Genomic DNA, 18,900 nt, shown 5'->3' on the forward strand with positions numbered 1-18,900 from the left:
CGGGGCAATCCCCCTGACGGCGAATGGCGAATGGCGATCGGACGGACGACTGCGCATCCGGCAAGGCTAGCACGCGGCGAAGCGGTCCGCCACGCGGCGCACGGGTGCCGGTGCGACCGCCCTCAGCCGGCCGATACCGCGCCGGCCGCACCCGCCACGGCCCCGCCGCCCGGCCGCCACGGCGTCTCCGGCACCGGGGTCTTCGGGCCGTCGCCGGCGAACCACGAGGCGAGATTGTCGACCACGAGCTGGTCCATGCGGGCGCGGGTGTGGACCGAGCCGGAGCCGAGATGCGGGAACAGCACGACGTGCTCCATGGCGATCAGCTCGGCCGGCACGAGCGGCTCGGTGGCGTAGACGTCGAGCCCGGCCGACAGGATGGTGCGCGCCTGGAGCGCCCGGATCAGCGCCGCCTCGTCGACCACCGAGCCGCGCGCCATGTTGATCAGGATGCCGTCGGGGCCGAGCGCCGCCAGAACCTCGGCGTCGATCAGATGGCGGGTCGCCTCGCCGCCCGGCACGATGGCGAGCAGGATGTCGACGTCGCGCGCCATGGCGACCAGCGAGGGATAGTGACGGTACGGGACGTCGGCGACCGGCCGGCGGGTGTGATAGACGACCGGCACCCGGAAGGCATCGAGCCGGCGCGCGATGGCGCGGCCGATCCGCCCCATGCCGACCAGCCCGACGGTGCGGTCGCGTAGCGTCGCACGGCTCAGCCGATAGGGCGTCTCCGCCCACTTGCCGGCGCGCAGATGCCGCTCCGCCTGCGGCAGCTCGCGCACCGTGCAGAGCAGCAGGCCGAGCGCCGTGTCGGCCACCTCCTCGTCGAGCACCTCGGGCGTGTTGGTGACCACGATGCCGTTGCGGCCCGCCCAGGCGGCATCGACATGGTCGTAGCCGACCCCGAAGCTCGCCACGATCTCCAGCCGTGGAAACCGCTGCATGAAGGCGGCGTCGATGCGGTTGGCCGTGTAGGCGACCGCGATGCCGCGCACCCGCTCGGCGATCGCCGCCAGGAACGATTCGGGATCCTCAGCCTCGATCATCCGATGGACGGTCGCGATCGGATCGAGGCCGCCGACGATCACCGGCTTGGCGGTGCCGACCAGCAGAATCTCCGGCTTGTCCGCCGTCATGGTGATCCTCCCCGTTTTGATTATCCTGCCCGTCCGGCTTAACAGCGACGGGTCCGGCCCGGCAAGGCACTGCCGGCCGGGCGTTCCGGCGGAGGGCGAAACGCGCTATCCCTGGGGGCCGAATCCGGAACGCAGCCACAGGGGCCGGAACCGCATGGGCTACGTCGACACCGTCCTCCTGCCGGGAGAGACCGTCCGGTTCCGCACCGGCCGGCACTGGGTGCTGTATCTGCCCGGGCTCGGCTGCGTGGCGCTGGCGGCCGCCAGCTTGACGCCGGCGGTGATCTCCTACCTGAACGACGAGCTGGCCGACAGCCTGGACGGGCTGTGGAGCGGCCTGGCACTGGCCTTCCTGGCGGTCGGGGCCGCGCTGCTCGCGCGCGCCTGGTACCGCCGCCGCCTCACCGAGATCGCCGTCACCGACCGGCGGGTGATCTACAAGTCGGGCCTGCTGCACCGCTCGACCAGCGAGATGCCGCTCGATCGCATCGAGCGGATCGATGTCGATCAGGGCGTGCTCGGGCAGATGCTCGACTTCGGCGACATCACCGTGAACGGCATCGTCAGCAGCATCGGGGCCGACCGGCTGAACCGCATCGCGGCACCCAACCGGCTGCGCAGCCACGTCATCGCCGGCGAGCACGCCTTGCGGCCGCCACCCGTCGCGGTCGGTCCGGCGGGGCCGGCCGCCGTGGCGCTCGCGAGCCTGCCGGTCGCCGCGGTGCCGGCGCCTCTCGACCCGGACCGCGAGACGGCCGCCCTGGCGACCGCTGCTCCGGCCGCGCCGCCCCCCAGCCCCGAGCCGGCTGCGGCGGCGCCGGCCCGCTGACGACGTGACCCGCGACGACGTGCCCCGCGACGGCGTGATCCGCGACGGCGTGATCCGGCCGCCCTACACCAAGAGGCCGACCGGATGCTCGATGGCGTCCCGGACCGCGGCCAGCAGCTTCGCCCCGAGCGCCCCGTCGACGACGCGATGGTCGCACGACAGCGTCAGCGTCATCCGGGTCTCGAAGCGCACGCCACCGTCCGCGGCTTCCACCGGGCGGCGCTCGGCGGCACCGACCGCCAGCAGCGTCGACTGCGGCGGATTGACGATGCCGGCGAACTCCTTGATGCCGTACATGCCGAGATTGGACACCGTGGAGACGCCGCCCTGATACTCGGCCGGCGCCAGCCGGCGGGCGCGCGCGCGGGCGATCAGGTCCTTGGCCTCGGCGGCGACAGCGCTCATCGGCTTGCCGGCGGCGTCGCGCAGCACCGGCGTGATCAGCCCGCCGTCGAGCGCCACCGCGATGCCGACATCGACACGCGAGAAGCGCAAGATGCGATCTTCGGCCCACACCGCGTTGGCGTCCGGCACCCGCACCAGCGCGCGGGCGAGCGCGCGGAGCACCAGATCGTTCACCGAGAGGCGCCAGAGAGGATTGCCGTCGGCATCGTGAGGGGCCGCCGCGTTCGCCTCGTGACGGAGCGTCAGCAGGCGATCCAGGGCGACGTCGCCGGTGAGATAGAAATGCGGCACCGTCTGCTTGGCCTCGACCAGACGCGCCGCGATGGTCTTGCGCATCTGGTCGGCCGGGAGCTCGGTGACGATGCCGGGCTCGTACAGCGCCTTGACGCGATCCGCCGTCGGGCTGGCGGGGAGCGACGGCGCGCCGGCGGCGCCGTGGGTGATCGCGGCCTCGACGTCGCGCGCCACGATGCGGCCGTAGGGGCCGCTCGCGGCGAGGCCCGCGAGGTCGATGCCGGCCTCGGCGGCGAGCCGACGGGCGAGCGGCGTGACGGTGCGGCCACCGGCGAGCCGAGCCGGGCCGTAGTTGCGAGCGGGCGTGCGCACCGCGTGGAACGGATCGAGCGGCGCAGACGAGGCGGCCGAGGCCACGAAGGAGCGCGCGACCGACGGCGCCGGCAACGACGCGGCGGCCGCGGACGCGCGGCCCGGGGCCGCCGCCATCGGGACGGGCGGTGCGCCCGACGCGGACGCGCCCGTCGGCGCCGGTCCGGCGGCGACGGCGTCCCCCGACACCACCGCCACCACGGCACCGACCGGCGCCACGGTGCCGGCCGGCACCCGGATCTCGGCGAGGACACCGCCGCTGATCGCCGGCACCTCCATCGAGACCTTGTCGGTCTCGATCTCGAACAGGTTGTCGCCGGGCGCGACGGTGTCGCCGACCGCCTTGAACCAGGTGGTGATCTTGCCTTCGGCGACGGTCTCGCCGAGCTGCGGCATCAGGATGTCCATCGCGGTCCCGTTCTCTGCAAGGCACTTGCCGCTGCGGGGGCCTCTTCTCACCTCTCCCCGCATGCGGGGAGAGGGAGAGCCGGCGCGTCGCCGGCCTTCAGTCTCACCAGTTCACCGAGACGTACTGCGTTTCCAGGAACTCCATCAGGCCCTCGTGCGCGCCCTCGCGCCCGAGACCCGACTGCTTCATCCCGCCGAACGGCGCCGCCGGGTCCGACATCAGGCCGCGATTGAGGCCGATCATGCCGAAGTCGAGCTTCTCCGAGACGCGCAGGCCGCGGCTCAGATCCTTGGTGTAGAGATAGGCGGCGAGCCCATATTCGGTGGCGTTGGCGGCGTCGATCGCCTCCTGCTCGGCGCGGAACGTCTTGATCGCCGCGACCGGCCCGAAGATCTCCTCACGCAGCAGCTTGGCGTCGTCGGCGATGTGGGTCAGCACCGTCGCCGGATAGAAGAAGCCCTTGCCGTCCGGGCGGCGACCGCCGACCGTCACCTTGGCGCCCTTGGCGACGGCGTCGTCGACCAGCTCCTGCACCTTGTCGCGCGTGTCGGCGTTGACCAGCGGGCCGAGCGCCACGCTCTCGTCGAGCCCGTTGCCCATTTTCAGCGCCGCCATGCGGGCCGTCAGCTTGTCGACGAAGGCGTCGTGGACGGCCTCGTGGACATAGAAGCGGTTCGCCGCCGTGCAGGCTTCGCCCTGGTTGCGCATCTTGGCGATCATGGCGCCGTCAACGGCGGCGTCGATGTCGGCATCCTCGAACACCAGGAACGGCGCGTTACCGCCGAGCTCCATGGCGGGCCGCACCACGTTGTCGGCCGCTTCGCGCAAGAGCTTGACACCGACCTCGGTCGAGCCCGTGAAGGAGACGACGCGGACCCGCATGTCGTGCAGCATTGCCGACACCACCGCGCCGGAGCGGCGCGACGGCACCACGTTGACGACGCCGGGCGGCACCCCGGCCTCGGCCAAGAGCGGCATCAGCGCCAGCATGGTGAGCGGCGTCTCCGAGGCCGGCTTGAGCACCACGGTGCAGCCGGCGGCGAGCGCCGGGGCGATCTTGCGGGTCGCCATCGCGGCCGGATAGTTCCACGGCGTCACCAGGCAGGCGACGCCGGCCGGCCGGTGCTGCACCATGATGCGCGCCCCTGAGGACGGTGCGTGATAGAGCTGGCCGAGATTGCGCACGCCCTCCTCGGCGAACCAGCGGAAGAACTCGGCCGCATAGGCGACCTCGCCGCGCGAATCCGGCAGCGCCTTGCCGTTCTCCAGCGTGATCAGCTTGGCGAAGCGCTCACTCTCCTTGGTGAACAGCTCGAACGCCTTGCGCAGGATCTCGCCGCGCTCGCGCGGCTTCTTCGCCGCCCATTCGGCGCCGGCCGCGGCGGCCGCCTCGACGGCCGCCTCGGCGTCCTCGACGGTGCCGCTCGCCACCGAGGTGATCACCGCCTCGGTGGCCGGATCGATCACGTCGAAGCGCGATCCGTCGGAAGAGGGGCGCCATGCGCCGCCGATCCACAGATCCGTCGGAACGCCGGCGATCAGGTTGTCATACATGTCTCGTCCTCGATCTGTGTCCGTCGTCCGCCATCCGACGGACGCGCTGCCTCTCCCCGCGGGCGGGGAGAGGGTCGGGGTGAGGGGTGTCGCCGGGACGCCGAGCCTCTAGCTGGCCCCCCTCACCCGGCCTCCACGCCTTCGGCGTGGCGTCCGACCTCTCCCCGCGGGCGGGGAGAGGTGAGCGCCGCCGGCGTGCGCGTGATCAGCTTCCCAACGCCCGCCGAATCGTCTCGACGATACGGGCCGGCGTCGGCAGCACGATGTCTTCGAGCGTGTCGGCCGCCGGCAGCGGAATATGCGGCGTGGTGATCCGCACCGGCGGGCCGTCGAGATCGTAGAACGCCTCCTCGACCGCGATCGACACGATCTCGGCGCCCCAGCCGCACAGCCGCGGATTTTCCTCCACGGTGAACAGCCGGTGGGTGCGGCCGACCGAGCCCAGGATGGTTTGCATGTCGAGCGGCACCAGCGAGCGCACGTCGATCACCTCGACCTCGATGCCGTGCTCGGCGGCGAGGATCTCGGCCGCCGCCAGGGCGCGCGGCACCATCAGGGCGAGCGCCAGCACGGTCGCGTCGCGGCCCGACCGCACGATCTTCGCCGTGCCGAGCGTGTCGACGATCTCGCCGTCCGGCACCTCGCCCTTCACGGCGTAGAGCGATTTGTGCTCGAAGAAGATCACCGGATCGGGATCGCGCACCGCGGCGGCGAGCAGCCCGATCACGTCGCGCGGCGTCGACGGTGCCACCACCTTGAGGCCGGGGATCATCATGCACCAGTTCTCGACGCTCTGCGAGTGCTGGGCGCCGAAGCGCGAGCCGGCGCCGTTGCCCGTGCGCACCACGAGCGGGCACTTCACCTGGCCGGCCGTCATGTAGCGGCTCTTCGGGAACTCGTTCGCGACATAATCGAAGCAGACCGCGAGGAAGTCCGAGAACATGATCTCGGCGATCGGCTTCAGGCCGGTCATCGCGGCCCCCATGGCGGCGCCGAGAATCGCCTGCTCGGAGATCGGGCAGTCGCGCACGCGCTTCGGGCCGAACTGCTCCAGCAGGCCGACGGTCGCCTTGAACACGCCGCCCGCCTTGGCGACGTCCTCGCCGAAGAAGATCACGTCGGGATCGCGTGCCATCTCCTGGGCGATGGCGCGGGCGACCGCGTCGCGGTAGGTCAGTTCCGCCATGCCCAGCCCCCATCCGCATAGACGTCGGTGAACAGGATGTCGTCGGGCGGCGGCGCCGCCGCCTTGCAGGCTTCGGTGGCCGCGTCGACGATACGGGCGACCTCCTGGTCGATCGCCGTCATGGCGCTCTCGGCGATGCCGAACTGGGCCAGCCGCTCGCGGTAGATCTTGATCGGGTCGCGCTCCTTCCAGCGCTCCAGCTCGCCCTCGGGGCGGTACTTCGCCGGATCGGCACGCGAGTGGCCGCTGTGCCGATAGGTCAGGCACTCGATCAGCGACGGCCCCTCGCCGGCCCGCGCCCTGGCGAAGGCGGCCTGCGCGGTGCGGTACACCACGTCGGCATCGTTGCCGTCGATGACGATGCGGTCGAGCCCGTAGGCGCTCGCGCGGTCGGCGGCCGGATGCTTCACCGCCGTCACCTCGTGGATCGCCGTGTATTCCATGTAGAGATTGTTCTCGCACACGAACACCACCGGCAGCGCCCACACGGCGGCGAAGTTCAGCGCCTCGTGGAAAGCGCCGATATTGGTGGTGCCGTCGCCGAAGAAGCACACCGCGACGTCGTCCAGCCCCTTGTACTGGGCGGTCAGCGCCGCCCCGCAGGCGATCGGCAGATGCGCCCCGATGATGGCGTAGGAGCCCATCACGCCGTGCTCCACCGAGGTGAGATGCATGGAGCCGCCCTTGCCGCGCATCAATCCGTTGTCACGCTGCATCAGCTCACCCAGCACCTTCTCGACCGGCACGCCGCGGGCGAGCGTGTGGGCATGGCCCCGATAGGTGCAGAACGACAGGTCGCCCGGCCGCATCGCGGTGGCGAAGCCGGCCGCGATCGCCTCCTGGCCGAGCGACAGGTGGCTGGTTCCCTTGACCAGGTTCTGGAGAAACAGGTCGTAGGCGCGCTGTTCCGCCTGGCGGATCACCTGCTGGCTCCGATAGAGGCGCAGCCGCAGCTCCTCGCCGAGATCGTCGTTGGCGCGCGCAGGCGCGGTCCGGTCGTCGGGCGCGCGGACAGGCTTCTTGACCATGACGGGAACCTCGGAGGGGGAGGATCGAGGAGGGATGTGAAATGTATCGGGCGCCGCCGCTTCGGTTGTCAACTCGGCACGGTGGGCAGGAACGCCGCATCGGGCGAGTCGACCGGCATCGCGACGCCGCCCTCGTGATCAGGCCCGGCCCGTTGCTGCACTGCGAAACAACACCGCCCGGCCCCTGGCCCACATGGCCCGTCAGCCCGTCCGGCGCACGCGCTCGCGGTGGACCAGATAGAGGCCCGAGGCGATCACCACGGCGGCCCCGGCGAGAGTCCATTGATTGGGCACGTCGCCGAACACCAGCCAGCCCGCCGCCACCACCCACAGAAGCTGGGTGTAGATGAACGGCGACAGCACCGAGGCCGGCGTGTGGCGATGGGCGACGATCAGCAGATAGTGCCCCAGGCTGCCGAAGGCGCCGAACATCACCATCAGGGCGAGGTGGAGCGGGTCGGTCGGCGTCGTCCATACGAACGGCACGAGCGGGGTGAGCAGCAGCACGCCGAGCAGGTTCGAGTAGAACAGCGTCGTCGCATCGGAATCGAAGCGCGCCAGCACCCGCGTCGCGATGGCGTAGAAGGCCGAGCACGCCGCCGCCAGCACCGACAGCACGGCCGCCGGATGCACGGCGCCGAAGCCGGGCTGGAGCACCAGCACGACGCCGACGAGGCCGACCGCGATGGCGGCCCAGCGGCGCGGCCCGATCCGCTCGCCCAGCATCGGCCCGGCAAGCGCCGCCACCATCAGGGGCGTCGAGAACATGATGGCGAGCGCCTGATCGAGCTGGAGGAACTTGAGGGCGAGGAAGTTGAACACGGTGGTGCCGAGCAGCAGCGCCGAGCGGCCGATCTGGAGCAGCGGCCGGCGGGTGCGCAGCACGCCCGGCCGGGTCAGCGGATTGAACACCAGGAAGGCGAGCACGAGGGCGCTCACGTAGCGCGCCCACACCACCTCGATGATGTCGTAGTGGCGGCCGAGATACTTCGCCGTGGTGTCGATGCAGGTGAAGCAGGCGACGGCGCCGCACATCAGCGCGATGCCGAGGAGGCGCAGGCGGCGCAGCCGCGCCGCATCGGGCGTCGGCGTCGGCGGAGATGGCGGTGTCATGCGTGCGACGATCCGGCGAAGCGGCGGGGACGCGCGAGGGCGCGGCACGGGTCGGGGGTGGTCATCTGTCGCTCGTCGTCACCGTTGGTCCGCGGATCGCGGCTGGAGGCCCCGGCCCGAAAGCTGCGGCCGGCTCTGCTCCGCCGATGCAACATAGGCGCGCGGACCGCCACTGCCGAGGGCGGGTCGCGCATGGGTCGCATGACGATGCCCTCGGACGCCACCCGGAACCGCGGCGGTAACGGCGGTAGCGTGCACCGCGCCGGCCTCAAGCCCGGCCCGGGAGCGCGCTCTCGTGCCAGCGCCGCAGAATCAGCCACGACACCAGCGAGAGCGCCGCATGCACCGCGATGCCGGCGAGCGACAGCAGCAGCAGCGCCGCGAACATGCGCGGCACGTTCAGGCGGTACCCGGACTCGGCGATGCGGTAGGCCAGTCCGGCGCCGGCCCCGGCGGAGCCCGCGGCGATCTCCGCCACCACGGCGCCGATCAGCGACAGGCCGCCGGCGATGCGGGCGCCGGCCAGCATGGTGGGCAGCGCCGCCGGCACCTGGAGCCGCAGCAGGCGCTGCCAGCGCGACGCTCCGTACAGCGCGAACAGGTCGAGGAGATTGTGGTCGACCGAGCGCAGCCCCAGCGTCGTGTTGGCGAGCATCGGGAAGAACGCGACGATCCAGGCGCAGGCGAGCACCGCCAAAGGCTGCGGCAGCCAGATCAGCAGCAGCGGCGCCACCGCCACCACCGGCGTCACCTGGAGGATGACGGCGTAGGGGTACAGCGCCCCTTCGAGCAGCCGCGACTGGCTGAACAGGATCGCGAGCCCGGCGCCGCCGACCACCGCGAGCGCGAATCCCTGGGCGGTGGTCGTGAGCGTGGCGACGAGCGAGTCCAGCAGCAGGGCGCGATCGCTCCACAGCGTCGCCGCCACGGTGCTGGGCGGCGGCAGCACATAGGGCGGCACCGCGAAACCCCACACCGCCAGCTCCCAGACGAGGCAGCCGAGCGCCAGCGCCGCCACCGGCAGGGCGAGGCGGCCGATCCGGGCGCGCCATCCGGGGACCGCGAGGGGCGCGCCCGAGCGATCGGTGCCGGCGGGAGTATCGGGCGGGGCGCCGCCGCGACCCGGCGTCGTCATGCCAGCTCCTCCCCCATGGCGTCGGCGAGCGCCTGGGCGACGGTGCGGCACAGGGCCGCGAACGCCGCCGAGGTGCGGAACCGCTCGCCGCGCGGAAACGGTGCGTCGATGGCGAGATCGGCGACGACGCGCCCGGGCCGCGGCGCCATGACGACGATGCGGGTCGACAGATAGACGGCCTCGAACACCGAATGGGTGACGAACACCACCGTCTTGCCGAGCTCGGCCCACAGCGCCGAGAGCGCGTTGTCGAGGCGGAAGCGGGTGATCTCGTCGAGCGCCGCGAACGGCTCGTCCATCAGCAGGAGCGCCGGATCGGTCACCAGGGCGCGGGCGATGGCGACCCGCATCTTCATGCCGCCGGACAGCTCGCGCGGATAGGCGCCGGCGAAGCCGTCGAGCCCGACCCGGGTGATCGCCGCCGACACGCGCGCGTCGGCATCGCCCCCATGGGCGCCGCCGGTGAGGCGCAGCGGCAGCCGCACATTGCCGGCCACCGTCGCCCACGGCATCAGGGTCGGCTCCTGGAAGACGACGCCGAGATCGCCCGGCCGCGGCGGCGCGCCGCTCTCGCCCCATGTCAACACACCGGCCGAGGGACGGTCGAGGCCGGCGATCAGCCGCAACGCCGTCGACTTGCCACAACCCGAGGGGCCGAGCAGCGACAGGAACTCGCCGCGCGTCACGGCGAGATCGAGCCCGGCGAGCGCCCGCGTGCCGTTCGCGAACGTCCTCCCCACGCCGGCGAGCGTGACGATGGCGGGCGGGGTGGCGGGCATCGTGCCGGTCGTCACCCCAGGCCCTGGCGCCGGTGCCACGCGGGCCGCCTCAGGGCTTGTTGGATCGCAGGTCGAGGCCGACCCGCTTGTTGACGAACTGGAGCGTGTAGGCGCGGCGGAAGTCGAGGTTCGGCTTGATCACGCCGGCCCGCACCATGGCGGCGAAGAAGGTCGCCATGCGGGCGTCCGTCATGGCGCCGATGCCGAGCGTCGCCGCATCGCCGGAATCGACGAGACCGTGCTGCTTCATCTGGGCAATGCCATAGGCGATCAGCTCGTCGCTCATCTCCGGGTTTTGCTTCTTGATCAGCGCATTGCCGGCCGACGGATCGCCGTGCAGGTAGGTGGCCCAGCCGACCACGGAGGCATCGACGAAACGCTGCACCAGGCCGGGCTTGTTCTCCACGAGGTCGCGGCGGGTCTCGATCAAGGTCGAGTAGCTGGCGAAGCCCTGGTCGGCGAGCAGGAAGACCAGCGGCCGGATTCGGCTCTGCCGCTCGATGGCGAACGGCTCCGAGGTCAGGTAGCCCTGCATGGCGCTGCGCTTGTCGGCCAGGAACGGCTGCGCGTTGAAGGTGTAGGGCTTCACCTGCTGGTCGCTGAATCCGAATTCGGCCTTCAGCCACTGGAAGTAGCTCGCCATGCCCTCCTTGGAGACGAACAGGGTGAGCCGCTTGAGGTCGGCGAAGCGCTCGACGCCCTGGCCCGGATGGGCGATCAGCACCTGCGGGTCCTTCTGGAACATCGCCGCGACCACCACGGTGGGGACGTTCTGGGCGACCGCGTCGAACGCCTGGAGGGTGTTGGCGCTCATGAAGAAGTCGAGCTTGCCGACGGGCAGCAGGATACGGTTGTTCACCTGCGGGCCGCCCGGCACGATGGTGACGTCGAGGCCGTAGCGGCGATAGGTGCCGTCGGCGAGCGCCTGGTAGAAGCCGCCGTGCTCGGCCTGCGCCACCCAGTTGGTGCCGAACGTCACCTTGTCGAGCGGCTGGGCACCGGCGACGCCAGCCAGGACGGCACCGATCACTCCCGCCGCCAGCAGGGCGATGGCGCCCCGCCGCGCGCGGGGCCGCAGCCCCGCGTGCCGCCCGAATCGACTTGCGAACTGCATCAATTCATCCTCTGTAGAACGCGCGGCAGCGACGCCCGAGAGGCCCGCGAGCCCCGCCCGGCGCCGCGTGAATCGCCGTCCACCACAAGTGTCACGCCAATCGAGTCTTACGCCAATGCTGCCGAAACCACACTGGGGCGACATGACGTGGCGGGACTTCGCGTCCGCCGACACGGCCCGCTGGATCGCCGTGCTGCCGGTGGCCGCCGTCGAGCAGCACGGCCCGCACCTGCCCGTCGCCACCGATACGCTGATCGCCGAGGCGCATCTGGCCCGCGTCGCGGCGCTGCTGCCGGCCGACCTGCCGGCCACCCTGCTGCCCGTGCAGGCGATCGGCCACTCCACCGAGCACCTCGCCTTCCCGGGCACCCTGACGTTCAGCGCCGAGACGGCGCTCAGGGCATGGACCGAGATCGGCGAGAGCGTCCACCGGGCCGGGCTGCGCAAGCTCGTCATCGTCACCAGCCACGGCGGCAACGTCCAGGCGATCGACCTCGTCGCCCGCGACCTGCGGGTGCGGCTCGGCATGCTGGTGGTCACCACCCACTGGCATCGCTTCGGCTATCCGGACGGCGTGTTCGCCCGCGACGAGCAGCATCACGGCATCCATGCGGGCGATATTGAAACCTCGCTCGTGCTGGCGCACCGGCCCGAGACGGTGCGCACCGAGGCGATCGCCAACGCGGTCCCGGCGAGCGTCGCGATCGAGCGCGAGTTCCGCTGGCTGCACCCCTATACGCCGGCCCCGTTCGGCTGGATGACCCAGGACCTCAACGCGACCGGCGCGGTCGGCGATGCCCGCCCGGCCACCGCCCGGAAGGGGGCCGCCACCCTCGACCATGCGGCCCGCGCGTTCGTCGAGCTGCTGCGCGAGGTCGACCGCTTCGATCTCGCCCGCCTCAAGGACGCACCGGCGCCCTGACGCCGCGTCCCTCCGCCCCGGCCGGTACCGCCGCGCACCGGCCCCTGTCACGACGGACCCCATGGACCTCCAGATCGCGGACCTCCACACCGCCGGACATCGCCGCGGCGTCGCCGCCGCGCCCCACCGGGCCGCCGCGGCGGCCGGCCGCGCCGTGCTGGCCGAGGGCGGCAACGCCCTCGAAGCCATGGTGGCGATGGCCGCCATGATCGCGGTCGTCTACCCGCACATGAACCATGTCGGCGGCGACGGCTTCTGGCTGGTGCACGAGCCGTCCGGCCGGGTGCGCGCCGTGATGGCGGGCGGCCGCGCCGGTGCGCGGGCGAGCGCCGCCTTTTACCGCGACCACGGCCACGACACGATCCCGGCCCGCGGGCCGCTCGCCGCCCTCACGGTGCCGGGCGCCGTCGCCGGCTGGGCGACTGCGCGCGAAGCCGCCGCCGCCCTCGGCGGCCGGATGCCGCTCGACCTGCTGCTGGCCCCGGCCATCCGGGCGGCCCGCGAGGGCGTCGCCGTCACCACCGCCCAGGCGGCCCTCACGGCGGCGTACCGCGCCGAGCTCGCCGCCGTGCCCGGCTTCGCCGAGACCTTCCTGGTCGACGGCAAGGCCCCGGCGGCCGGCCTCCGTCTCGCCCAGCCGGCGCTCGCCGCCACCTTCGAGCATCTCGCCCATGCCGGGCTCGACGACTTCTATCGCGGCGATGTCGGCCGCGAGATCGCCGCCGATCTCGACCGCATCGGCAGCCCGGTCACTCGGGCCGACCTGGAGCGCCACCACGCCGAGGTGACGACGCCGCTGTCGGTGCGGCTCGCCGCCGGCACCCTCCACAACACGCCACCGCCGACCCAGGGGCTCGCCTCGCTGATGGTCCTGGCGCTGTTCGACCGCCTCGGCGTGACGGAGGCCGAGGACTTCGACCACGTCCACGGCCTGGTGGAGGCGACCAAGCGCGCCTTCCGGGTGCGCGACCGGGTGGTGACCGATCCCGACCACCTGCCCGCTCCGCCCGAGCGCGTCCTCGATCCGGCGGCGCTGGCCACCGAGGCCGCCGCCATCGATCGCCGCACGGCGGCCCCGTGGCCGGCGGCACCCGGCAAGGGCGATACCGTGTGGATGGGGGCGGCCGACGCCAGCGGCCTCGTCGTCTCCTACATCCAGTCGGTCTACTGGGAGTTCGGGTCCGGCTGCGTGCTCCCGCGCACCGGCGTGCTGATGCAGAACCGTGGCATCGGGTTCTCGCTCGATCCCAAGGCGCTGCGGGCGCTCGCCCCCGGCCGGCTGCCGTTCCAGACCCTCAACCCGGCGCTCGCCGTGCTGGCCGATGGCCGGGTGATGGCCTACGGCACCATGGGGGGCGACGGGCAGCCGCAGACACAGGCCGCCCTGTTCACCCGTCACGTCGTGTTCCGGCAGCCCCTCGCCGAGGCGCTCGACCGTCCGCGCTGGCTGCTCGGCCGCACCTGGGGGGCGGCGCGCGACAGCCTGCGGGTGGAGCCGCGCTTCCCCGACCGGCTGCTCGACCGGCTGCGCGCCGCCGGCCACGACGTCGAGATTCTCGCCGCACCCTATGATTCGATCATGGGCCATGCGGGCGCCGTGGTGCTGCATCCGAACGGGACGCTCGAAGGCGCCCACGATCCGCGCGCCGACGGCGGCGCCGCCGGGGCATGACGGTTCCCGCATATGGGACGGGCACGGCACGCCGGCTGCGGCCCTGGGCCGCGCCGGCCCGCAGCCTTCCTTCCGCCCTACTCGCCGCTATGGTCGAAGCACTTCGTGACACGTCGAACCGCCGTCCAGCCGAGGGCCGCCCCCGCATGACCCGCTGCACGACACCCCATGGCGGGACCGCTCGCCGCTGGACTGTCTGCCGTCGCGCCCTCGCGGTGCTGGTCGCGCTCGTCGCCGGCCTGGTGGCGCTGCCGCGGCCGGGCCTCGCCCATCCGCATGTCTGGGTGGTGATGGCGAGCGAGCTGATCTACGGCGCCGACGGCAGCGTGACGGGCGTGCGCAACGCCTGGACCTTCGACGACATGTTCTCGACCTACGCGACCCAGGGGCTCGACTCCAAGCAGAAGGGCGTGTTCACCCGCGACGAGCTGAAGGATCTGGCCGAGGTCAACGTCACGTCGCTGAAGGAGTACGACTTCTTCACCTACGCCAAGCTCGACGGCAAGGATCAGTCGTTCGGCGATCCGGTCGACTACTGGCTGGAGTTCAAGGACTCGCAGCTCACCCTTCACTTCACGCTGCCGCTCAAGGCGCCCCAGAAGGCCAAGGGCGTCGACCTCGAGATCTACGATCCGAGCTACTTCGTCGACTTCTCGTTCGGCGAGCGCGATCCCTTCGTGCTGAAGAACGCGCCCAACGCCTGCAAGGTGGCGGTGCGCAAGCCGACCGACCAGGAGAGCGCCGCCAAGATCCAGAATCTCGGCGAGGCGGCCTTCGGCCAGGACAACAGCCGCGTCGGCCAGCTGTTCGCCAACAAGGTGTCGGTGCGATGCTCGTGAGCGGTGCGGCACCGGCCGGGCGGCGGGCCGGCCTCGTCGCCGCGGGACTCGCAGTGGCGGCCCTCGTGGCGGTCGCTCTGATGATCGTGACGGGGCCCGACGCGGCGCTGGCCCAGACGACGCCATTCGGCGTGCCGCGGCCCCCCGTCCCGGCGCCGGCCGAGAGCGGCCTGGTCGGCTGGATTCTCGCCGAGCAGGCGCGCTTCTACCGCGCCCTCTCGGGGCTGGTGCGGGCCGCCAAGCAGGACGGCAGCGCGGTGTGGAGCCTGCTCGGCGTCTCGTTCGCCTACGGGGTGTTCCATGCCGCCGGGCCGGGCCACGGCAAGGCGGTGATCTCCTCCTACATGATCGCCAACGACGAGACCTGGCGGCGCGGCGTCGTGCTGTCCTTCGCGTCGGCGTTCCTCCAGGCCGCCGTCGCGGTCGCCGTGGTGGGCGTCGCGGCGGCGCTGCTCGGCGCCACGGCGCGCAACATGAACACGGCGGTGCGCTGGATCGAGATCGTCAGCTACGCCCTGATCGCGCTGGTCGGCGCCCGCCTGGTCTGGCTGAAGGGCCGCGGCTTCTGGCGCGCCCTGCGCGACTGGCAGGCGTCGCGCCGGCCTGCCGCGGCCGCACCCGCGGCGGTCCCGACCCTGGCGCCGGCCGCCCACCCTCATCCGGCGGGCTGCGGCTGCGGAGATGACGGCCATCCTCCGCAGCACCAGCACGCGGCTCCCGATCATCATCCGGCGCCTGCGGCCACGGCGCCGATGGCGGCAGCGACGCTCACGCTGGCGCGCCCCGATGCGGTGGCCCGCAGCGAGCCCCACCATCACGCCGGCCACAGTCACGTCGCCCACAGTCACGCCACCCCGGCGCCCCACGATCACGTCCAAGATCACGTCCACGGTCCCGGCTGCGAGCACGACGGCTGCGGCCACGCCCACGGGCCCGCGCCCCAGGACCTCGCCGGTCCAGGCGGCTGGTCGCGCGGCCTCGCCGCCATCGTGGCGGTCGGCCTGCGGCCGTGCTCGGGCGCCATCCTGGTGCTGGTCTTCGCGCTGGCGCAGGGGCTGTTCTGGGCCGGCATCGGCGCCACCTTCGCGATGGGGCTCGGCACCGCCATCACGGTGACGGCGATCGCCACCGTGGCGGTGGGCGCCAAGGCGATGGCGACCCGTCTCGCGCAGCACCGCCCCGGTCCCGGCGCGCTGGCGCTGCGCGGCCTCGAGGTGCTGGCGGCGGTCGCCGTGCTGGCCTTCGGGGTGGCGCTGCTGGCCGGCTACATGGTCAGCGAGCGGATGATCTGAGCCGGACGGGCGTCCTCAGGAGGGCGGCCGCCGGCGTTCGGGGGGCGGCACGGGATCGGGCCGGACCGGCATCGCGGCCCGGTTGGGCCGGCAGCCGCCGCCGACCCCCGAGACGGTCGCCAGGCACTGCTCGCGGGTGGCGAAGCCGCAGTTCACCACGGCGCCTTCCATGTCGTACTCGGCGCACCACGGCCACACCGGAGCAGCCGGAGCCGGCTGCGACCGGGGCCCCGCCGCGGCGGCGACGTCCAGCGCCGCCGTGACCGCGAGGCCGGCCAGCAGCAGCGCCCTGGCGGCGACCGGGCCGCGGCGCGACGCACCACCCGTCACGCGAAATCCTCCGGCCGCAGCGCGATCGCCGTTCCCGGCGGCGTGCGGGCCGCCGCCTGGTCCCAGGCGTGCTGATAGCGCGTCAGCGTCGCCCGGTCGGCGATCTCCTTGTGAACGACGATTCGCTCCAAGCCGTCGAGCCATGCCTCGTAATAGGCCGTCCCGGGCGCGGCGACCCGGATGGTGGCGCCGAGCGTGTCGGCCCATTCCAGCCAGGAGAACACCCCGCGCTGCTCCAGCATCATGGTCAGCACGAAGGCGAGCGCCTCCCAGCGGGCGCGGAACAGCGGCCCATCGCCGTCGCGCGGAATCTCGGTCATGGCGCGGGCGCCGAGCGCCGCGTCGGTGACGTCGGCGGCGGTCGGCACCGGCAGCGGCGGAGTGGCACCGCCGGCCGTGGCCAGGCGGGAGACATAGACGTCGATGAAGCTGTCGAGGAGCGCCGAATCGACGCGCCCGCGCTCGGTGACGAGGCTCGCGAGAGCATGAACGCGAAGGTCCTGGTCGGACAGGTCCGGACCAGAGCCGTCGGCAGGATCGGGGAGGATTGGCATTCGCACACGGTAGAGGAGCACGGTCGGCTTGGCCATGGCGCAGACGCGCCGGCCGAGCGAAATCCCGTGATCGTCCGCCGGCCGCACGGCGGGGGCTGTGGCCGCCGACCGGCGGTCAGGCTTCGAGATGGCGGCGCGGGATGCGGCCGGTGATCAGCCCGCCGACCGGCCCGAACAGCACCGACAGGCCGTAGGCGGCCGCCGCCACCAGGATGATGGCAGGCCCCGACGGAGCGCCGGTGTGGAACGACACCAGGAGGCCGACCAGGCCCGACAGCATGCCGGTCACGATCGCCACCGCGATCATGCCGTTGACGTCGCGGGCCCAGAAGCGGCCGACCGTCGCCGGGACGATCAGCATGCCGACCGACAGCAGCGTCCCGAGGGCGTGGAAGCCGCCGACCAGGATCAGCACCAGCAGCGCCAGAAAGGCGATGTGGGCCGGCGCGCCGGCGCGGCTGACGGAGCGCAGGAACCCGGGATCGACCGAATCCATCAGCAGCGGCCGCCAGATCACCGCCAGCACCGCGAGCGCCACGGTGGTGATGGCGGCGATCAGGATCAGGGTGGCGTCGTCCAGCGCCAGCACGCTGCCGAACAGGAAGTTCAGCAGATCCACGTTGCTGCCGCGCATCGACACGATGGTGACGCCGAGCGCCAGCGAGGCGAGGAAGAAGGCGGCCAGCGAGGCGTCCTCCTTCAGCTCGGTGAGGCGGGCCACGAGGCCGGCGAGCAGCGCCACCGCGAGGCCGGCGACCAGCCCGCCGAGCGTCATGGCGAACAGGTCGAGCCCAGCCACCATGAAGCCCAGCGCCGCCCCCGGCAGGATGGCGTGCGCCATGGTGTCGCCGACCAGGCTCATCCGCCGCAGCATCAGCACGACGCCGATCGGCCCGGCGCCGATCGCCAGCGCCAGCGTGCCGGCCAGCGCCCGGCGCATGAACTCGAACTCGACGAACGGCGCGATCACGAGATCGTACATCAGGCCCGCACCCGTCGTTGTGCCGTCATGGCGCGTCTCGTCATTCCGCCGCCACCCGGCACTCGGCCGCATCCTCGTCGAACGCCTCGCACATGCGGCGCGCCTTCTCCAGATTGGCGGCGCCGAGCACCTCGGCGGCCGGCCCCCAGGCCACCGCCTCGCGGGCGATCAGCAGCGCTTCGGGAAAGCTGGTCCGCACCATCTCGAGATCGTGCAGCGCCGCCAGGATGGTGCGGCCCTCGCCGTGCCAGCGGCGGACCAGGCCGAACAGGTCGGCGGCGGTGCGGGTGTCGATGCCGTTGAACGGCTCGTCGAGCACGATCAGCCGCGCATCCTGGAGCATCAGCCGGGCGAACAGCACGCGCTGGAGCTGGCCGCCCGACAGCTTGCCGATCGGCCGCTGCTCGAAGCCGGTGAGACCGACCGCCGCGATGGCGTGGTGGACCCGCTCGCGCGCCGCGCGACCGAGGCCGCCGAACAGCCCGGTCTGCCGCCACAGGCCCATGGCGACGAGGTCGTAGACGTCGATCGGGAACGAGCGGTCAATCTCGGCGATCTGCGGCAGATAGGCGACGTCGCGCCGATCGAGGCCGCAACGGTCGATCCGCCCCGACAGCGGCGGCACGATGCCGACGATGCCCTTGAACAGGGTCGACTTGCCGGCGCCGTTCGGCCCCACCACCGCGAGCAGCGCGCCGCGCTCCACCGTGCCGTCGAGATGGTGGATCGCCGGGTGGCGCTCGTAGCCGAGGGTGAGATCGTGGAAGACGAGCTGCGGGATCACGCGATCGACCTCACGCCATCGCCCACAGGACGACGGCCCAGACCACGGCGGCCAGGACCGCCACCACGGCGAGCCGGCGGCCGAGGGACAGCCGCAAAAGCGACGGCGCCGGCGGCGGCGACGGATGGGCGAAGCCGGGATCGTGGTGGTGATGCGTCATGGGTGGTGATGCGTCATGGCACCAGGGCGGCCGGCGGTGCTGCTCGGACAGTGTTATAGTATCACAGG

Annotated in this window: 19 protein-coding genes; 5 read left to right on the top strand and 14 right to left on the bottom strand. The window is 72.4% G+C overall.

Annotated elements, in window-relative coordinates:
* Positions 1–122 precede the first annotated feature (122 nt).
* Complete coding sequence (locus ACFQUV_RS18485; protein ID WP_129608282.1) at positions 123–1,139, bottom strand: 2-hydroxyacid dehydrogenase; 1,017 nt, start codon at positions 1,137–1,139, stop codon at positions 123–125.
* A gap of 154 nt (positions 1,140–1,293) precedes the next feature.
* Between ACFQUV_RS18485 and ACFQUV_RS18490 the strand changes: the two genes are divergently transcribed.
* The gene (locus ACFQUV_RS18490) at positions 1,294–1,968 is read left to right on the top strand and encodes a PH domain-containing protein (protein WP_165363817.1); all 675 of its coding nucleotides are present in this window, start codon (positions 1,294–1,296) and stop codon (positions 1,966–1,968) included.
* Positions 1,969–2,031: 63 nt separating this feature from the next.
* Here the strand turns inward: ACFQUV_RS18490 and ACFQUV_RS18495 are convergent, their stop codons facing one another.
* From ACFQUV_RS18495 to ACFQUV_RS18530, 8 genes are all read right to left on the bottom strand, one after another.
* Positions 2,032–3,387, bottom strand: a complete 1,356-nt coding sequence (locus tag ACFQUV_RS18495; protein WP_129608280.1) for a dihydrolipoamide acetyltransferase family protein — start codon at positions 3,385–3,387, stop codon at positions 2,032–2,034.
* 103 nt (positions 3,388–3,490) lie between these two features.
* Positions 3,491–4,942: an NAD-dependent succinate-semialdehyde dehydrogenase gene (locus ACFQUV_RS18500; RefSeq protein ID WP_129608279.1), complete on the bottom strand. Its 1,452-nt coding sequence runs from the start codon at positions 4,940–4,942 to the stop codon at positions 3,491–3,493.
* 205 nt (positions 4,943–5,147) lie between these two features.
* Positions 5,148–6,128 carry an alpha-ketoacid dehydrogenase subunit beta gene (locus ACFQUV_RS18505; protein WP_129608278.1) on the bottom strand — a complete coding sequence of 327 codons (981 nt, stop codon included), beginning with the start codon at positions 6,126–6,128 and terminating at the stop codon, positions 5,148–5,150.
* Positions 6,116–7,156 (bottom strand): thiamine pyrophosphate-dependent dehydrogenase E1 component subunit alpha, encoded by a 1,041-nt coding sequence (locus tag ACFQUV_RS18510; RefSeq protein WP_111386858.1) that lies wholly within the window; start codon positions 7,154–7,156, stop codon positions 6,116–6,118. Before ACFQUV_RS18510 ends, ACFQUV_RS18505 begins: the two co-directional genes overlap by 13 nt.
* A gap of 201 nt (positions 7,157–7,357) precedes the next feature.
* A complete protein-coding gene (locus ACFQUV_RS18515; RefSeq protein ID WP_207211412.1) occupies positions 7,358–8,269 on the bottom strand; it encodes a DMT family transporter in 912 nt (303 codons plus the stop codon).
* 268 nt (positions 8,270–8,537) lie between these two features.
* Positions 8,538–9,404, bottom strand: a complete 867-nt coding sequence (locus ACFQUV_RS18520) for an ABC transporter permease (protein WP_129608277.1) — start codon at positions 9,402–9,404, stop codon at positions 8,538–8,540.
* Positions 9,401–10,183: an ABC transporter ATP-binding protein gene (locus ACFQUV_RS18525; RefSeq protein WP_129608276.1), complete on the bottom strand. Its 783-nt coding sequence runs from the start codon at positions 10,181–10,183 to the stop codon at positions 9,401–9,403. Before ACFQUV_RS18525 ends, ACFQUV_RS18520 begins: the two co-directional genes overlap by 4 nt.
* Positions 10,184–10,232: 49 nt before the next feature.
* Positions 10,233–11,228, bottom strand: a complete 996-nt coding sequence (locus ACFQUV_RS18530) for an ABC transporter substrate-binding protein (protein WP_371851690.1) — start codon at positions 11,226–11,228, stop codon at positions 10,233–10,235.
* A gap of 184 nt (positions 11,229–11,412) precedes the next feature.
* Between ACFQUV_RS18530 and ACFQUV_RS18535 the strand changes: the two genes are divergently transcribed.
* From ACFQUV_RS18535 to ACFQUV_RS18550, 4 genes are all read left to right on the top strand, one after another.
* Complete coding sequence (locus ACFQUV_RS18535) at positions 11,413–12,219, top strand: creatininase family protein (protein ID WP_129608274.1); 807 nt, start codon at positions 11,413–11,415, stop codon at positions 12,217–12,219.
* A gap of 61 nt (positions 12,220–12,280) precedes the next feature.
* Positions 12,281–13,891: a gamma-glutamyltransferase family protein gene (locus ACFQUV_RS18540; protein WP_129608273.1), complete on the top strand. Its 1,611-nt coding sequence runs from the start codon at positions 12,281–12,283 to the stop codon at positions 13,889–13,891.
* 146 nt (positions 13,892–14,037) lie between these two features.
* The gene (locus ACFQUV_RS18545) at positions 14,038–14,730 is read left to right on the top strand and encodes a DUF1007 family protein (protein WP_111387042.1); all 693 of its coding nucleotides are present in this window, start codon (positions 14,038–14,040) and stop codon (positions 14,728–14,730) included.
* A complete protein-coding gene (locus ACFQUV_RS18550) occupies positions 14,721–16,022 on the top strand; it encodes a nickel/cobalt transporter (RefSeq protein ID WP_244601500.1) in 1,302 nt (433 codons plus the stop codon). Before ACFQUV_RS18545 ends, ACFQUV_RS18550 begins: the two co-directional genes overlap by 10 nt.
* Before the next feature lie 15 nt (positions 16,023–16,037).
* On the opposite strand, the gene ACFQUV_RS18555 is transcribed toward ACFQUV_RS18550, so the two are convergent.
* From ACFQUV_RS18555 to ACFQUV_RS18575, 5 genes are all read right to left on the bottom strand, one after another.
* Positions 16,038–16,352 (bottom strand): DUF3551 domain-containing protein, encoded by a 315-nt coding sequence (locus ACFQUV_RS18555; RefSeq protein WP_165363816.1) that lies wholly within the window; start codon positions 16,350–16,352, stop codon positions 16,038–16,040.
* Entirely contained in the window at positions 16,349–16,942 is a 594-nt protein-coding gene (locus tag ACFQUV_RS18560; protein WP_307719445.1) for a nitrile hydratase accessory protein, read from the bottom strand. Before ACFQUV_RS18560 ends, ACFQUV_RS18555 begins: the two co-directional genes overlap by 4 nt.
* Positions 16,943–17,021: 79 nt before the next feature.
* A complete protein-coding gene (locus ACFQUV_RS18565) occupies positions 17,022–17,888 on the bottom strand; it encodes a metal ABC transporter permease (RefSeq protein WP_111387035.1) in 867 nt (288 codons plus the stop codon).
* A 40-nt stretch (positions 17,889–17,928) separates the two neighbouring features.
* The gene (gene aztA, locus ACFQUV_RS18570) at positions 17,929–18,672 is read right to left on the bottom strand and encodes a zinc ABC transporter ATP-binding protein AztA (protein ID WP_129608271.1); all 744 of its coding nucleotides are present in this window, start codon (positions 18,670–18,672) and stop codon (positions 17,929–17,931) included.
* A gap of 10 nt (positions 18,673–18,682) precedes the next feature.
* The gene (locus tag ACFQUV_RS18575) at positions 18,683–18,832 is read right to left on the bottom strand and encodes a hypothetical protein (RefSeq protein WP_165363815.1); all 150 of its coding nucleotides are present in this window, start codon (positions 18,830–18,832) and stop codon (positions 18,683–18,685) included.
* Positions 18,833–18,900: the final 68 nt, after the last annotated feature.

The sequence above is a fragment of the Rhodoplanes sp. P11 genome, from assembly GCF_964266735.1.
Lineage (GTDB): Bacteria > Pseudomonadota > Alphaproteobacteria > Rhizobiales > Xanthobacteraceae > Rhodoplanes > Rhodoplanes serenus.

What these genes read in the sequence shown, in the direction of transcription:
- ACFQUV_RS18545 (WP_111387042.1), top strand. Translation starts at nt 14,038, where the DNA reads ATGACCCGCTGCACGACACCCCATGGCGGGACCGCTCGCCGCTGGACT.
- ACFQUV_RS18500 (WP_129608279.1), bottom strand. Translation starts at nt 4,942, where the DNA reads ATGTATGACAACCTGATCGCCGGCGTTCCGACGGATCTGTGGATCGGC.
- ACFQUV_RS18565 (WP_111387035.1), bottom strand. Translation starts at nt 17,888, where the DNA reads ATGTACGATCTCGTGATCGCGCCGTTCGTCGAGTTCGAGTTCATGCGC.
- ACFQUV_RS18525 (WP_129608276.1), bottom strand. Translation starts at nt 10,183, where the DNA reads ATGCCCGCCACCCCGCCCGCCATCGTCACGCTCGCCGGCGTGGGGAGG.
- ACFQUV_RS18560 (WP_307719445.1), bottom strand. Translation starts at nt 16,942, where the DNA reads ATGGCCAAGCCGACCGTGCTCCTCTACCGTGTGCGAATGCCAATCCTC.
- ACFQUV_RS18575 (WP_165363815.1), bottom strand. Translation starts at nt 18,832, where the DNA reads ATGACGCATCACCACCACGATCCCGGCTTCGCCCATCCGTCGCCGCCG.
- ACFQUV_RS18510 (WP_111386858.1), bottom strand. Translation starts at nt 7,156, where the DNA reads ATGGTCAAGAAGCCTGTCCGCGCGCCCGACGACCGGACCGCGCCTGCG.
- ACFQUV_RS18490 (WP_165363817.1), top strand. Translation starts at nt 1,294, where the DNA reads ATGGGCTACGTCGACACCGTCCTCCTGCCGGGAGAGACCGTCCGGTTC.
- ACFQUV_RS18535 (WP_129608274.1), top strand. Translation starts at nt 11,413, where the DNA reads ATGCTGCCGAAACCACACTGGGGCGACATGACGTGGCGGGACTTCGCG.
- ACFQUV_RS18520 (WP_129608277.1), bottom strand. Translation starts at nt 9,404, where the DNA reads ATGACGACGCCGGGTCGCGGCGGCGCCCCGCCCGATACTCCCGCCGGC.
- ACFQUV_RS18485 (WP_129608282.1), bottom strand. Translation starts at nt 1,139, where the DNA reads ATGACGGCGGACAAGCCGGAGATTCTGCTGGTCGGCACCGCCAAGCCG.
- ACFQUV_RS18540 (WP_129608273.1), top strand. Translation starts at nt 12,281, where the DNA reads ATGGACCTCCAGATCGCGGACCTCCACACCGCCGGACATCGCCGCGGC.
- ACFQUV_RS18495 (WP_129608280.1), bottom strand. Translation starts at nt 3,387, where the DNA reads ATGGACATCCTGATGCCGCAGCTCGGCGAGACCGTCGCCGAAGGCAAG.
- ACFQUV_RS18550 (WP_244601500.1), top strand. Translation starts at nt 14,721, where the DNA reads ATGCTCGTGAGCGGTGCGGCACCGGCCGGGCGGCGGGCCGGCCTCGTC.
- ACFQUV_RS18505 (WP_129608278.1), bottom strand. Translation starts at nt 6,128, where the DNA reads ATGGCGGAACTGACCTACCGCGACGCGGTCGCCCGCGCCATCGCCCAG.
- ACFQUV_RS18515 (WP_207211412.1), bottom strand. Translation starts at nt 8,269, where the DNA reads ATGACACCGCCATCTCCGCCGACGCCGACGCCCGATGCGGCGCGGCTG.